Here is a 13,979-nt window from a genome sequence, read left to right on the forward strand (position 1 = left end):
CTCAGTAGCGGGAACTACTATCACATGGGTGTCTGACTCCTCCGGCGGTTCCCGCACGGGTGGGTCGTCGGACGAGCCCAACGGTTCAGCGCGCGGCAAAGGGTCGCGCCGTGGTCGGCGCAACCGATCGCAGGGCCGAGCACAGGGCCGGGCGCAAGGCGCCGGCACTCCGGCGGCCGCACCTGCCGCTGGCGCTTCCTCCGAATCCAATGGGGCAGCTGCCACCGGCGGAAAGGGCCGCGGCCGTGGGCGGGCGAAAGGCGGCGGCGCAGGAGTCTCGCTGCGTACGGTCCGTGAAACCTCTGCCGGTGGCCTGGTCATCGCGGGCATCGACGGTCCCAAGGATGGCCAGGTGGCGGCCCTGATCGGGCGCACCGACCGGCGCGGCCGGATGCTCTGGTCACTGCCCAAGGGCCATATCGAACAGGGCGAAACCGCCGAGCAGACCGCGATCCGCGAGGTCGCCGAGGAGACCGGAATCCGCGGCAGCGTGCTCGCTGCACTCGGCAGCATCGACTATTGGTTTGTCACCGAGGGCCGCCGCGTACACAAGACCGTGCATCACTATCTGATGCGGTCCCTGGGCGGCGAGCTGTCCGACGACGATGTCGAAGTCACCGAGGTGGCCTGGGTTCCCCTGGGCGAGCTGCCCACCCGTCTGGCGTACGCCGACGAACGACGGCTGGCTGAGGTGGCCGGCGACCTCATCGACAAACTGCACTCCGGGGGGCCCGAATCGCTGCCACCCCTACCCCAATCCACGCCACGACGGCGACCTCAAACGCACTCGAGTACCCACAGGACACCGGGCCGGCGAACCGGGCGCGGTCCGCAACAATGACCCGACTCACGCATCGCAGCGCGACGCGTGTGGCGGCAGTACTTGCCGTCCTCGCGCTTGTCTTGCTCGGCACCCCATGGTTCGCGCCCCGCGCGCATGCCTATCGCGACGGGCAGTTCCTCAAGGTCGTCCTCGACGAGGTGACACCGCAGACCGTCACCACCGTCGATTCGATGGTGACAGTGCGCGGCACCGTGACCAATGTCGGCGACCGACCGGTCACCGATGTGGTGGTCCGGCTGGAACGCGCCGAAGCGGTCGCCACCAGCTCCGAGCTGCGCGCCAGTCTTCACGGCCGCCACGACCAGTACCAGCCCGTCGGCGAGTTCGTCACTATCGCAGGGACTCTCGCACAGGGGCAGCAACGCCCCTTCACACTTGCCTTCCCGCTGCGCGGAGGCACCGGACCGACCTGGAACATCACCGCTCCAGGGGTCTATCCGGCTCTGGTGAACGTCAACGGCACCCCGGACTACGGGGCCCCGGCGCGGCTCGACGACGCCCGCTTTCTGCTCCCGGTTCTCGGAGTTCCACCCCCGACCGGTGCTGCCTCCGAACCCGAAGTCGCCCCCGACACCTCTCGCCCCGTGGGTCTGACTCTGCTCTGGCCCCTGGCCGACCGGCCGCGGCTGGTGCCCGGCCAGCCAGGTGGACCGACGCCGATACGTCTGCTCGACGATCAACTGGAACGCTCGTTATCTCCCGGCGGCCGGTTGGACGCACTGCTGGGCGCCCTGGAGTTCGCGACCGAACCGGCAGTCGACCCCAAGGGAGATCTGGGCCGTACGGTCTGCATGGCCGTCGACCCCGACCTCCTGGTCACGGTGAATGAAATGACTCTGGGCTACCAGGTTCTCGACAACGCGGCCGATCCCGCCGGTCCCGTGCACCCCGGCACGGGGCAGGGACTCGCCGCGGCATGGCTCGACCGGCTGCGCGCGTTGGCCAGGCACACCTGCATCACACCGCTGCCGTACGCGCAGGCCAGTCTGGACGCGGTCGCGCAGATGGCCGACGAAGGCCTCGCCCACCAGGCCACCACGGGTGCCGCCGATGTGCTCGATCAAATTCTGGGAATCAACAGCCTGCGCGGCGCCACCCTGCTGGGCGACAGCCACCTCTCCAAGGCGGGTATCGACCTGCTCACCGGACTGGGGCCGACCGTCGCGGTGTCGGCCCTGCCCTCGGGTCAGGAAACGCCACCCGACTTCAACGCACGCCGCGTGTCCGACACCGTCGTCGCGTCACCCTTTGACCCGTCGGTCGGTGCCGCGCTGAGCGCCGCCGGTCGCACACCCACCACCCCCGAATACGTGCCGACGTCACTTCGCTTTACCCTGCAACATGATTCGCGCGTGGCGCGGATGCAGGACGCGCTCGGCGCGATGGCCTGGCAAGCGCTCACTCCCCAGCAGACTCCCCGCCAGACGATTCTGCTGCCGGACGCCACCTGGGACCTGTCCGACGGCGAGGCACGCGCCATCCTGTCCACCACCTCCACACTTCTGCACGCCGGACTCGCGCTACCCCGCTCACTGCCGACGGTCATCGGCGAGGCTCGCGCCGGCGCCCAGGCCAATCCGGTGGACACCGCGTTCGGAGTGGATTCCCCCGGTGCCGTGGACGATGGGGTGTCACTGGCGCTGGGCGACGAGGTCCGGAGGCTGTGGGGACTGACCGCCGCCTTGACCGTGGATGCTCGTACCGGGCTCACCGGCGCCCAGTACACCGACCCGCTGCGTCAGGACGCCCTGCGCGCCGTGAGCCAAAGCGTGCCGCCGGACGCGCGCGACGACACCGCCCAGGAACGGCTCTCCGCCATCCGCCGGACGGTCGGCGACCTGTTCAACGCCGTCACCGTCGTCAATCCGGGAGGTTCCTACACCCTGGCCACCGAGCACAGCCCGCTGCCATTGGTGCTGCGCAACGAGCTTCCGGTACCGATCAGAGTCGCCCTCCGTGTCGAGACACCCGCCGGCATGAGTGCGACAGATGTTGGTGTGCAAGAGATTCCGCCCGGTTTCTTACCCGTGAAGGTTCCCGTCGAGGTCAACGTGTCCCAGCGCATGGCGGTGGACGTCACGCTGCATACGCCCGACGGTCTGCCGCTGGGCGATCCGGTACGTCTCTCCGTGCACTCCAACGCCTACGGCAAGCCGCTGTTCTTCATCACCATCAGTGCCGCGACGGTGCTCTTCGCGTTGACGGGCCGGCGCCTGTGGCACCGGTTCCGCGGCCAACCGGACCGGGCGGATCTGGATCGCGACGACGACGTGTGGCAGCCGTGAGACAACCCCTGGACCCCCTCCCCGATCCCGAGTCCGACGACACGATCGAAGAGCTTTCCGACGCGGCCGTCGTCGCCCACTCGGGCTCGATGGCCGTGGCCACCCTGGTCAGCCGGATCACCGGTTTCATCAAGCTGCTGTTGATCACCGCGGCGCTCGGCGCCGCGTCCGCGAGCGCGTTCTCGACCGCCAACCAGCTGCCCAACATCATTGCCGCACTGGTGCTCGAGGCCACCTTCACCGCCATATTCATTCCGGTGCTCACCCGCGCCGAGCGGGAGGACGCCGACGGCGGTCTGACCTTCATCCGCAAGCTGCTGACCATCGCCACGACGCTGCTACTGCTGACAACGGTGCTGTCGGTGCTGGCCGCACCGCTGCTCGCCGCGCTGCTACTCGGCGGCGAACCGAAGGTCAGTACGCCGCTGACCACCGCGCTGGCGTATCTGCTTCTGCCGCAGATCTTCTTCTACGGCCTGTCCTCGGTGTTCATGGCGATCCTCAACACCCGCAATGTGTTCGGGCCCCCCGCCTGGGCGCCGGTATGGAACAACCTCGTCGCCATCGCCGCGCTGATTCTGTTCTGGCTCATGCCCGGTGAGCTCACCCTCGACCCAACCCGGATGAGCGATCCGAAACTCCTGGTGCTCGGCATCGGCACCACACTCGGCGTGGTGACCCAGGCCCTGGTGCTCATCCCGGCGATCCGGCGCCAGCGGATTCCCCTGCGACCGCTGTGGGGGATTGACGACAGGCTCAAACAGTTCGCCGGCATGGCCACGGCCATGTTCGCGTACGTGGCAATCAGCCAGCTCGGATTCGTCATCACCAACCGGATCGCCGCCCACGCAGCCGATTCCGGCCCCATCATCTACAACCAGACCTGGATGATCCTGCAGCTTCCTTACGGGGTGGTCGGCGTAACCATTCTCACCGCGGTCATGCCACGGCTCAGCCGTAACGCGGCCGCCAAGGACACCGCCGCCGTGGTTGGGGACATGTCGCTGGCCACCCGGCTCACGATGGTCGTGCTGATCCCGGTCGTGGCGGTGATGACCGTCGGCGGTCCGGCGATGGGGCCGGCACTCTCCGCCTATGGGCACTTCACCCTCGGCAACGCCCACTACCTTGGGCTCTCAATCTCGCTCTCCTCCTTCACCCTTATCGCGTACGCCCTTGTGCTGCTGCAACTTCGGGTGTTCTACGCGCGGCACGAGGCGTGGACGCCCACGCTGATGATCGTCGTGATCACCGCGGTGAAGATTGTCGGCTCGGTGATCGCCCCGCACCTCACCGACGACCCCAGCCTGGTCGCGGGTTATCTCGGTGCCGCCAATGGCCTCGGCTTTGTCGCGGGGGCCATCTGTGGATACCTGTTGTTGCGCCGAAGCATCGGGCGCGCCTCCGGACCGCTCATCGGTCCGGACGTGGCCCGTACGGTGCTGGTCACCCTTGCCGTCTCGGCGACCGCGGCCGCCATCGGCCTGGGCGTCGACCGCGGATTCGATCTGGACCTGCTCACCCGGGCAGGCGGGGGTCTGGGCTCGGTCCTGCGGCTGGCCATCCTGGGCACCGTCATGCTCACGGTCACCTTCGCACTCATGGTGGTGGTCAAGCTCCCGGAGGCACTCAGCGTCGTCGCGGTGCTGCAGCGCCGCCTGGGCGGTCGACTCGGGGCCGGCGTCCAAGATCACGCTTCGGTCATGGGCAACTCCCCGGCGGCATCCCTGCCGTACCCTGATTCGGGTGATCGAGTCGGCGGCGGTGGTGCCGACGACTCGACAACCGCAAACAAACCAGCGCACGGGGGCGGTGCTGATACGAGAAAGGGCAGGGCCGTGACAGACACCCCAGGGTCATCGACCCGGTCTGTTTCCACCCAGTCCCCGTCCGGGGGTGCAGCACCCACCTCGGTGAGGCCCGGTGCCAGCATCGCGGGCGGCCGCTACCGCCTGCTCACCTCGCACGGAGGCCCGGACGGGCTGCAGTTCTGGCAGGCCACCGATACCGAGCTCAATCGGCCGGTGGCGCTCACCATCATTGATGGCGCCACCTTCAGCTCCGATCAGGTGCAGGACATCCTCTCCAATACCCTGCGGCTCAGCAAGATTGGATCAGCGGGCCTGGCCCGGGTGCTAGATGCCGTGCGCGAGGGAACCGGCGGCATCGTCGTCGCGCAGTGGGTCCGGGGCGGTTCGCTGCGCGAGGTCGCCGATACTGAGCCGTCCGCTGTAGGTGCCAGCCGGGCCGTCAGATCCCTCGCAGAGGCTGCCGACGCGGCCTTTGAGGCCGGGACGGCCCTGAGCATCGACCACCCCGATCGCGTGCGTATCAGCATCGACGGAGACGCGGTGCTCGCGTTCCCCGCCACCCTGTCCTCGGCCACCGCGGACGAGGACGTTCATGGCCTCGGCGCCACCCTCTACGCGCTGACCACGCGCCGCTGGCCGCTGGCCGAAACCGGCCAGCCGAGCGGCCTTCCCGGTGCCAGTCGGGCTCCCGACGGTCTGCCCGTGGAGGCACGGATCATTGTGCCGACGGTCCCCACGGAGATCTCCGATGTGGCCGCGCGCGCGCTGAGCGATGATCCCGGCTCTGCCGCAGACCTACTCGACAGACTGGAATCAGCCATCGCGAGCGTCGATCACACCACCATGCTGGAGCCCGCCGCCGCGGCGCCCACTCAGGCGCTGAACGTCGGCCGGACCCAGGGGTTCCCTGGTCCGGAGGACGCCGACGAAGATGACGAAGATCTCGAGGACGAGGACCCGGAAGAAGCGGCACGCCACCGCAAGATCTTCCTGATCGGGCTCGGCGTGGTCGGCGTTCTCGTCATCTCCCTGTGCATCGCACTGGGTGTCTGGGTCACGCGGATCTTCGGCGACGTCGGTCCCCTGGACAAGATCAACATCGGGATCGGATTACCCACCCAGTCGTCCAACGGCGACACCACCAAGCCAGGTAGCCCAGCCAAGATTGTGCAAGCGACCGTGTTCCCTCCCGGCCCCGACGCCGATCAGCCCGGCAAGGCAGGTCTGGCCGTGGACGGCAATGCTTCCACATCGTGGGCAACCGACACCTACACCGATGCCGATCCCTTCCCGGTGCTCTTCAAGCCCGGTGTGGGCTTATTGCTCGATCTGCAGTCCGCGAGCGCTCTGAGCAGCGTGACCATCGAATCTCACAGTGTCGGAACACAAGTGCAGATTCGTTCCGCCGACTCGGCTACGCCCGGCTCCCTCAACGACACCAAGGAGATCTCCGCTACCACCACCCTGCAGTCCGGCAAAACAACGATTCCGATCACCAGCAGCTCGCAGGTCTCTCATGTGCTGGTCTGGATCAACAAGCTGGGTTCCACCAACGGTGATCACCACGCGGAAATCGGCGAAATCACGGTCACCACTGCTTCCTAGCTGCGGGATCGCCTGACAGTCGAGGAGTTACCGAACGGTTTTCAGTACGGCTCCGCAATTTCTGCCCTATATTTTTCGCGGTAGTTGAAACCCGATGGCAACCTCGAATTTGGCTGCTGAAATGCCGTTCATGTTGTTCAGTTACGCAAATCACAGCTACAGATAGTTGAAAGTTGTATAGCAGTTTGCTATGAGTTTGGCTCGTGGTCGACGCCACCCCCCATTTTGATTACTGTGCGCGTGTGAGCATGGTTCAGGGGGTTCTCACGACTCCTCAGCACTCGGACGCCGAGTTGTTGGCTGCCCATGTCGCCGGCGATCCTTCTGCCTTTGAACAGCTGTTCCGTCGTCACCACCGTCGGCTCTACCGACTGGCGCGGGCCACCAGCCGCACCCCCGAGGATGCTGCCGATGCACTCCAGGAGGCGATGCTGTCCGCGCACCGCGGGGCCGCCAATTTCCGCAATGACGCCGCCGTTACCAGCTGGCTGTATCGCATTGTCGTGAACGCCTGTCTGGACCGTCTGCGTCGCACCAAGACGCACAGCCCGATCGAACTCGAAGAGGATGTCTACACCCTCGACGACCCTTCGACCAATATCGATACCTCGATCGTCATCCAGAAAGCCCTGCTACGACTGCCTGCCGAGCAACGCGCCGCGGTCATAGCAGTCGATATGCAGGGATACTCGGTGGCCGATGCCGCTGAGCTGCTCGGTGTGCCCGAGGGAACGGTAAAGAGCCGCTGTGCGCGAGCACGCGCACGTCTGGCCGTGGCCCTGCACTATCTCGACAAAGCCGGCTCCGTCGAACCGGAAACCATCAACTACTAGCCGTGTGCCACCGTGTCACGATCCGCCTACCAATTGGGCAACTGGCGTGGCCAGCGGTAGCTGGATATGGGAACAATGAACTCAAATGGTCAGCAGCACCCCGGACAGCCCCGAAAGCGAAGGTAACCTCGACATGGTGAACCTCGCCGAGGTACCGCTGTCACTCGAGGTCCTGGCCGACCTGCAAGCCGGCGTCTATGACGCCGGCGACGCCGAGGTACTTCGGCAACGGGCAGAGCAAGATCCGGACGCACGCACGGCGCTCGCCGCCCTAGATCAGGTGCGTGCCGACCTGGTGGCGTGGATGGAGAGTCCCGCACCCGATGTGCCCGGGGCCGTCGTCGACAACATCGTTGCCGCGTTGCACGCCGAGTCGGCCGAGTCGACGTTGCCCGCGGTAGCTGCGCATGCCATTCGGCCCGTCGACCCCCGTCACAATCTGGTGACCGGCCCGGTCCCACTGGACCATCGCCGACGCCCCGCGGCAAAGCGTCGCTGGATCGCATACTCCAGCGCCGGGTTGGCCGCCGCCTGCGTTGCCATCACCATCACCGTGGTCGCGCAGAACAATCACCGTGCCTCCGAGGCCACCACCGCCGTGGGTCCATCGCTATCGCAACAAATCGCGCCCAAGACGGGCGCCCCCGCGGCGCCGGAGTTGCCCGCACAAAGCGCACTCGGTGGGGCATCGTTCCCGATCTCCGGCAACGAAATCACCGCGCTCGTCGGCCGCACCCCCGCGTTCGGCGATCTTGAAGACGCCTCGCGGCGCGCCTCCTGCCTCACCGGCCTCGGCTTCTCCGCTTCGACGCCCGTTCTCGGCGCGCAGACGCTGGACATCGACGGTCCCGCGGTGCTGATGGTGCTGCCGGCCGAACGTCCGGGCGAGCTGTTGGCCGTGGCCGTGCGGCCAGGATGCACCCAGTCCGATCCGCAGCGGGTGGCCCAGACCCGGATCGGCGCGACACCCGAACGATAGAACCCGTCCCGCCCGGCGTTATCTCCCACCGCCCCGTCCGGTGCGGAACATCCCGCTCTAGGCTGTTGTTTCAGCACTCGCAGGGCCTTGTGTGGAACAGGGACTCAGATCGGATCAGAAGGGAACCGCATGTCGGAGGTTGTATCGGCCGAGTCCGAATCGGACGTCCACGAGCTCATCATCATCGGCTCCGGACCCGCCGGCTACACCGCGGCGGTCTACGCAGCCCGTGCCCAGCTGAAACCGGTCGTCTTCGAAGGCACCCAGTTCGGCGGTGCACTGATGACCACCACCGAGGTCGAGAACTACCCCGGCTTCCGCGAGGGCATCATGGGGCCCGATCTCATGGATCAGATGCGTGAACAGGCCATCCGCTTCGGCGCCGACCTGCGCACCGAGGACGTCGACGAGGTGTCCCTGCGAGGTCCGGTGAAGACCGTCACCGTCGGTAGCGAGGTTTACCGTTCCCGGGCCGTCATCCTGGCCATGGGCGCCGCACCGCGGTATCTGGGTGTACCGGGCGAAGAAGCCCTCCTGGGCCGCGGGGTGAGCTCGTGTGCCACCTGTGACGGTTTCTTCTTCAAGGATCAGGACATCGCCGTCATCGGCGGCGGCGATTCGGCGATGGAAGAAGCGACATTCCTCACACGGTTTGCCCGCAGTGTGACACTCATCCACCGCCGCGACGAGTTCCGCGCCTCCAAGATCATGCTGGAGCGCGCTTACGCGGATCCCAAGATCAACGTCCTCACCAACACCAAGATCGCCGGTGTCGAGGGCACCGATTCAGTGACCGGGCTCAAGCTGGAGAACGCGGTGACCGGGGAATCCTCGCAGCTGCCTGTCACCGGTATGTTCGTCGCGGTCGGACACGACCCGCGCAGCGAACTAGTCCGTGACATCGTCGATGTTGATCCCGACGGATACGTGCTGGTGCGGGACAGAAGCACCTACACCTCACTAGAGGGTGTGTTCGCTGCGGGCGACCTCGTCGACCGCACCTATCGTCAGGCCGTTACCGCGGCCGGAAGTGGTTGTGCCGCAGCCATTGACGCCGAGCGATGGCTTGCCGAGACGGCGCATTCCCAGACCCTCATCGAGGCTTAAGCCTCACCGCCACTGATCACAAGGAGAACTATGAGCGACCACGCGACCGTTACCGTCACCGACGATTCGTTCCAGGAGGATGTCGTCTCCAGCAACAAGCCCGTGCTGGTGGACTTCTGGGCGACATGGTGCGGGCCCTGCAAGATGGTGGCCCCCGTGCTCGAGGAGATCGCTAAGGACCACGGTGATGCGCTCACCATCGCCAAGCTGGACGTGGACGCCAACCCGGAGACCGCTCGCGCGTTCCAGGTGACCTCGATCCCGACGCTGATCCTGTTCCAGAATGGTGAGGCGACCAAGCGTATCGTCGGTGCCAAGAGCAAGTCGGCGTTGCTGCGTGAGCTGGATGGGGTCGTCTAACCGGCCCAACACCGCACGCTCGACAGGGCCGAGAGTTTCGCCCATCGCCTAGGCATCTGAGACAATATTGCGGTCCAGACGACGGGCACCCGCTGTCTGTTCGATGGTCGTGCGGTTTCTTGTGAAAGGCGGAGTATGACGACAGGCGCGTCGAACATTCGCCACGGCGATCGAGGCCCGGCCGTCACCGAGGTGCGCGAGGTGCTCACCGCACTCGGGTTCCTGGAGGACCCGGATGAGATCCTGGCGACCGGCCGGCACGTCGTGGTCGACCACTTCGATGCGACGTTGGACGACGCCGTCCGGGCATTCCAGCAGCGCCGCGGCCTGCTGGTCGACGGCATTGTCGGTGCCGCGACCTATCGCACCCTCAAGGAAGCCTCTTACCGTCTCGGCGCGCGCACCCTTTTCCACCAGTTCTCGGCGCCCATGTACGGCGACGATGTCGCGACCCTGCAGAAGCGTCTGCAAGATCTGGGCTTCTACACCGGCCTGGTCGACGGCAACTTCGGCCTGCAGACCTACAACTCACTCATGTCGTACCAGCGCGAGTACGGCATGACCGCCGACGGTATCTGTGGACCGGAGACCCTGCGCTCCTTCCAGTTATTGGGCCGTCACGTGACCGGTGGATCTGCGCACGCCATTCGCGAGACCGAGCACGTCCGTAACGCCGGTCCGCAACTGTCGGGAAAGCGCATCGTGATCGACCCTGGTCTCGGCGGAATCGACCGCGGCGTCATCGTGCCCGGTCGCGAGGGCCCGACCAGCGAAGCTGACATGCTGTGGGACTTGGCAAGCCGCCTCGAAGGACGGATGACCGCCATCGGGATGGACACCTACATCTCGCGCGCCATCCAGAACAACCCCACCGACATCGAGCGCGCCACCTACGCCAACAATGTGGGCGCCGATCTGATGATCAGCCTGCGCTTCGACTCGCAGCCCACGGTCGCGGCCAGCGGCGTCGCGTCCTACCACTTTGGCAACCTGCACGGCTCGGTGTCCACCATCGGACACATGCTGGCCGACTTCATTCAGCGAGAAGTAGCGGCGCGCACCGGGTTACGTGACTGTCGCGCGCACGGCCGCACCTGGGACCTGCTGCGTCTCACCCGAATGCCCACCGTGCAGGTGGACATCGGATACATCACCTCGCCGAATGACGTCTCCATCCTCAGCGCCGCGCACTACCGCGATGTCGTCGCCGAGTCGATTCTGGCGGCGGTCAAACGTGTGTACCTACTCGGCAAGAACGACAGACCCACGGGCACATTCACTTTCGACGAATTATTGGCCCACGAGCTGTCCGCCGGAAGCTAATTCTCGCGCCGCACCTCGATGGCGCTCGCCGGGCAGACGTGAGCCGCTGCGGCGGCTTGCTCCGCCTGATCCGCACCTAACGCCCCGGCGCTGCGTGGGATGGCAGTACCGTCCGCATCCGCCTCGAACAATTCCGGGTGCTGGGCGATGCAATATCCCGACCCCATGCATAAATCCTGATCAATGGTCACGGTAAACCCGTCACCGGGCGTGCTCATACTCACGCCCTCGTGAGCGTGACGGGCAGTCCGCCGTCCAGAGTCACCGAGAAGTTGAAGTGGTGCTTAGGTTTCCACCCCTTCGGCAGCGTCAAACGATATCTCTGGAAAATGACTGCCAGCAAGAACTGTGCATTCATGTACGCCATGCCGGTGCCCAGGCAGTGGTGCCTACCCGATCCGAATGGCATGAACGCCAGTCTTGGCCGTTGCTTGGCGAGCGCCTCGTCCATGAATCGGTTGGGGTCGTAGGAGTCGGGGTCCACCCACCATCGCGGATCTCGATGCATCGAGTACAGCGACGGCCCGACGATGGTGTGCCGCGGAATGAAGTACCCGCCTATCACGTCATCCTCCATCGCGAATCTTGGATTGAGTGGGTGACCCTGCAGTCTCTGTCCCTCGTCGAAACACGCCTTCGCCCAAGACAACTTGAACAGATCGTCCGGGGTTGGAAGTGCACCGTGCAAGGAGTCGACCTCTGCGTACAGCCGCCCGAGGTGATCGGGGTGCGCCAGCAGTAGCGCGAGCGTCCACGACAGCGACGCCACCACCGTTTCATATCCACCCGCCATCAAGATCATCAGTTCCATACTGAGATCCCGTTCGGACAAGGGACTTCCGTCATCGTAGGTGGCCTCCAACAACAGGCTCAACAGGTCCGGTGTCTCGACAGGATTCCGGCGACGCTCCTCGATCAGCCGCTTCGTCAGGCGTCGCAATCGCCACATGGATCTGGGAGCGGTTTCCCGTCCCGGCAAGGGGAACAGTCGCGGCAGGGGACTCATCAGCGTCACCGAGGCCATCAGCGACATGAAAGTTCTTAAGTCAACATCGGTTTCGTGGATCTCCCGCTCGGTAATCGCCGAGGAGAACATCGCGCGGAGGAACGCCGGCAAGGTGACCTGCGCGATGGCATGCTGCAGATCCACCGCCTGGCCGGTGTCGACCCACCGTGACCACCGGTCGACTCGGGTGACAAACTCGTCGGCAATCACCTCGGCCACCCGTGCCAGGTGGCGGCGGCCGAACATCGGCATGAGCATCCGGCGCCGCTGCCGGAACTTCTCCCCCTCCAACATCGGAATCGCCGCGCCGATCATGCCCATTGCCGCCTGGCCCGGTCCGATCATGCTGTAACGGCCCACCGGATCATCCATCACCTGGCTGGCGTAGTCCGGATGATTTACCACGACAATGCTGCCGCCCAACGGAAATGGGACACGATAGATATCGCCGTACGAGCGGGCGCAGCGGCGAAAGAACTCGAAAGGTTCCCGCCGCATCTCCACGACACTGCCCACCATGGGCCGGCCAACTGGGCCGGGTGGGGTCAGCGCAGAGCTCCCCACACCCCGGACTGCACTGGATGCCAGCGGTATCCCTGCGCGGGTCATCCACCACGGGTCGTGCCGCAAAGACGCGAATCTCCCCTGAGCCCTGCCGATCTCGTTGACTTCGCGCACCGTCGGGTTCATCGGCAGCGGCCCCCACTGCCCCGCCAGTTCGCGTGGTAGGCCCTGGCCCACTGCGGGACTTCGCGTTTGGGTGGAGGCGCGCGTCTCCATGGGACAGGCCCCGGCCGGGGTCGGGTCCAGCGATGGCTGCGGCATGTTCATCGGTTCCTTTTCCGGAGTTCGATCACGCTGCCGGAACAGCCTGTCTGACGGGCGCGCCATGCGCCGGTCCCAACACCCTCGCCCCAACCTCGTCGCGATAGCGCTGACATGTCGTCGAGTACGCCACCATCACGACAGCCAGGAGATTGAGCGCCGTAGACAGGATGGCCAGCGCCCATGACGGCCCGGGCCCAAGCCCCAGGTGAATCGCGAAATAGTTCGGCAGCGTACAGATGATCGTGTAGGCCAGATACGCGGCAGGGGCAACGAACGGGATCATCGCCCAACGGTATCCGCGCATATGGGGACGTAGAACGACGAGTGCCCAGGCAATGATGACCAAGAATCCGCCGTTTTGCACCAGACTGGGCAGCGGCACACCGAGGACCAGCGCGTTGTTGCTGTAGTAGTGCATCAGGCCGAAATGACTGTTGACCATCTCGCCGATGCACTCGGCAATTCCGAACACCACCGCGAATGCGATGAGCGTCCAAGCGGCCCAGCCCTTCTTGATCATCTCGTACACCACCAACGCTGTGGGCGCTGTGCCCACCCACACCAGGGGAACGAAGATCGGTAACGGCCGGTCGGCAATGGTGACGTACGGCAGGACGTTGGTCATGTAGGTGGTGGCGCCGATGACGTCGAGCCATGGCTCGACGAAGTACGGCAAGATCGTCACCCCGCTGAGCATGATGAGCCAGTACATCAAGGCGTCTTCATGCCCACGGAAGGTCATCCAGGCCACCCAGACAAGCGAGATCGCCAGGCACGCAACGAGTACGGCGACAACTACCCACGCCCACCACGGCTCGCCATGAATGACCGGGGGCAAACCCCACTGCGCGCCCGCGCTCAACCGTGTGATCACAAGTGTCCTCTCGCCGCCGCCTACAGATCCATTTCGGACAGTAGTGTCTTGTTTGAGAACAAGTCAATTATTTCAAGACAAATCATTCCGTTGAAGGACATGGCTGGCCCGGTGCCGCGGTAGT

General features: G+C 65.4%; 11 protein-coding genes. 8 read left to right on the plus strand and 3 right to left on the minus strand.

The features are described 5' to 3' along the window. Positions 1-28: 28 nt before the first annotated feature. The 8 genes from B4394_RS09045 to B4394_RS09080 all read left to right on the plus strand — a co-directional run bounded on the left by B4394_RS09045 (position 29) and on the right by B4394_RS09080 (position 11,147). The gene (locus tag B4394_RS09045) at positions 29-841 is read left to right on the plus strand and encodes an NUDIX hydrolase (protein WP_139360058.1); all 813 of its coding nucleotides are present in this window, start codon (positions 29-31) and stop codon (positions 839-841) included. Then, on the plus strand, positions 838-3,129 hold the full coding sequence (locus B4394_RS09050) for a DUF6049 family protein (RefSeq protein ID WP_078314816.1): 2,292 nt from the start codon (positions 838-840) through the stop codon (positions 3,127-3,129). Before B4394_RS09045 ends, B4394_RS09050 begins: the two co-directional genes overlap by 4 nt. Beyond that, positions 3,117-6,545 (plus strand): lipid II flippase MurJ, encoded by a 3,429-nt coding sequence (locus tag B4394_RS09055; RefSeq protein ID WP_078312416.1) that lies wholly within the window; start codon positions 3,117-3,119, stop codon positions 6,543-6,545. The genes B4394_RS09050 and B4394_RS09055 overlap by 13 nt, the downstream gene beginning before the upstream one ends. A gap of 248 nt (positions 6,546-6,793) precedes the next feature. Continuing rightward, positions 6,794-7,378, plus strand: coding sequence for an RNA polymerase sigma factor SigM (sigM, locus tag B4394_RS09060; RefSeq protein WP_139360072.1), 585 nt, complete (start codon positions 6,794-6,796; stop codon positions 7,376-7,378). A gap of 85 nt (positions 7,379-7,463) precedes the next feature. Continuing rightward, positions 7,464-8,357: an RsmA family anti-sigma factor gene (locus B4394_RS09065; protein WP_078312417.1), complete on the plus strand. Its 894-nt coding sequence runs from the start codon at positions 7,464-7,466 to the stop codon at positions 8,355-8,357. A 129-nt stretch (positions 8,358-8,486) separates the two neighbouring features. Beyond that, the gene (gene trxB / locus B4394_RS09070) at positions 8,487-9,464 is read left to right on the plus strand and encodes a thioredoxin-disulfide reductase (RefSeq protein ID WP_078312418.1); all 978 of its coding nucleotides are present in this window, start codon (positions 8,487-8,489) and stop codon (positions 9,462-9,464) included. Positions 9,465-9,494: 30 nt separating this feature from the next. After that, positions 9,495-9,824 carry a thioredoxin gene (trxA, locus tag B4394_RS09075; protein WP_078312419.1) on the plus strand — a complete coding sequence of 110 codons (330 nt, stop codon included), beginning with the start codon at positions 9,495-9,497 and terminating at the stop codon, positions 9,822-9,824. A 135-nt stretch (positions 9,825-9,959) separates the two neighbouring features. Continuing rightward, on the plus strand, positions 9,960-11,147 hold the full coding sequence (locus tag B4394_RS09080) for an N-acetylmuramoyl-L-alanine amidase (RefSeq protein WP_078312420.1): 1,188 nt from the start codon (positions 9,960-9,962) through the stop codon (positions 11,145-11,147). Here B4394_RS09080 and B4394_RS09085 read toward each other — a convergent pair. From B4394_RS09085 to B4394_RS09095, 3 genes are all read right to left on the minus strand, one after another. After that, on the minus strand, positions 11,144-11,365 hold the full coding sequence (locus B4394_RS09085) for a ferredoxin (RefSeq protein WP_078312421.1): 222 nt from the start codon (positions 11,363-11,365) through the stop codon (positions 11,144-11,146). The genes B4394_RS09080 and B4394_RS09085 overlap by 4 nt on opposite strands. A gap of 2 nt (positions 11,366-11,367) precedes the next feature. Further along, on the minus strand, positions 11,368-12,933 hold the full coding sequence (locus tag B4394_RS09090) for a cytochrome P450 (protein WP_078312470.1): 1,566 nt from the start codon (positions 12,931-12,933) through the stop codon (positions 11,368-11,370). A 73-nt stretch (positions 12,934-13,006) separates the two neighbouring features. Beyond that, complete coding sequence (locus B4394_RS09095; protein WP_078312422.1) at positions 13,007-13,855, minus strand: hypothetical protein; 849 nt, start codon at positions 13,853-13,855, stop codon at positions 13,007-13,009. Positions 13,856-13,979: the final 124 nt, after the last annotated feature.

This window comes from Mycobacterium sp. D16Q16, assembly GCF_002013745.1.
Taxonomy (GTDB): domain Bacteria; phylum Actinomycetota; class Actinomycetes; order Mycobacteriales; family Mycobacteriaceae; genus Mycobacterium.